Annotated in this window: 1 protein-coding gene; it reads left to right on the top strand. The window is 74.6% G+C overall.

Features of this window, described 5'->3' with window-relative positions:
* The coding region (locus HHX33_RS36960; protein ID WP_310741649.1) for a ketoacyl-synthetase C-terminal extension domain-containing protein at window positions 1-786 on the top strand (786 nt) is incomplete at both ends.

Here is a 786-nt window from a genome sequence, read left to right as displayed (position 1 = left end):
AGGTGCGGTTGCTGACCGAGGCGATGCCGTGGCCGGAGGTGGACCGCCCCCGTCGTGCGGGTGTGTCGTCGTTCGGGATCAGCGGCACCAACGCCCACGTCATCATCGAGCAGGCCCCCGCCGACCTGGCAGGCGCGGAAGAGTTCTCCCTCGTCCCGTCCGCCGGCACCGCCCTGCTGTCGGCCGAGGCCGGCAGCGTCTCCCGGGTGATCGCCGAGGAGGCGGGTGCCGCCCTGGTCTCGGGCGAGGCTGGAGTTCCTGCGGGAACCATCCCGGTCCTGACCGAGAGCGGGCAGCCCGCCGACGCCGCCGCAGTGGCGGGCGAGGGTGTGGTGCTTGCCGGAGCCACCGCTGAGTCCGGTGATGGCGCGGTCTCCGTCGCGGGCGAGGCTCCCTCTCCGGCCCTGCTCGCCGGTACCGTCCTCCCCGCCTCGCCTGAGGTGACCGACGGCACCGTGCAGGTCCCGGTCGAGAGCGAGAGCGTGGCTCCGGTGGCGTGGGTGGTGTCGGGCAAGACGGCGGACGCGCTGGCCGGCCAGGCGGCCCGGGTGCTGTCCTTCGTGCAGGACCGTCCCGCCCTGAGCGTGGCCGACATCGGCTACTCGCTGGCGACGACGCGGGCGTCCTTTGAACGGCGGGCGGTGGTGACCGGTGGGGATCGGGCCGGGCTGCTGGCGGGGCTGGCGGCACTGGCGGAGGGCCGTACCGCACCTGGGGTGGTGCAGGGCGTCGCCCGTTCCGGTGGCAAGGTCGGTGTGCTGTTCACCGGTCAGGGCGCCCAGCGGC

It is taken from the genome of Microbispora sp. H10670, assembly GCF_014161385.1.
Taxonomy (GTDB): Bacteria; Actinomycetota; Actinomycetes; order Streptosporangiales; family Streptosporangiaceae; genus Microbispora; species Microbispora triticiradicis.
This window is presented reverse-complemented; position numbering and strand designations above follow the sequence as displayed.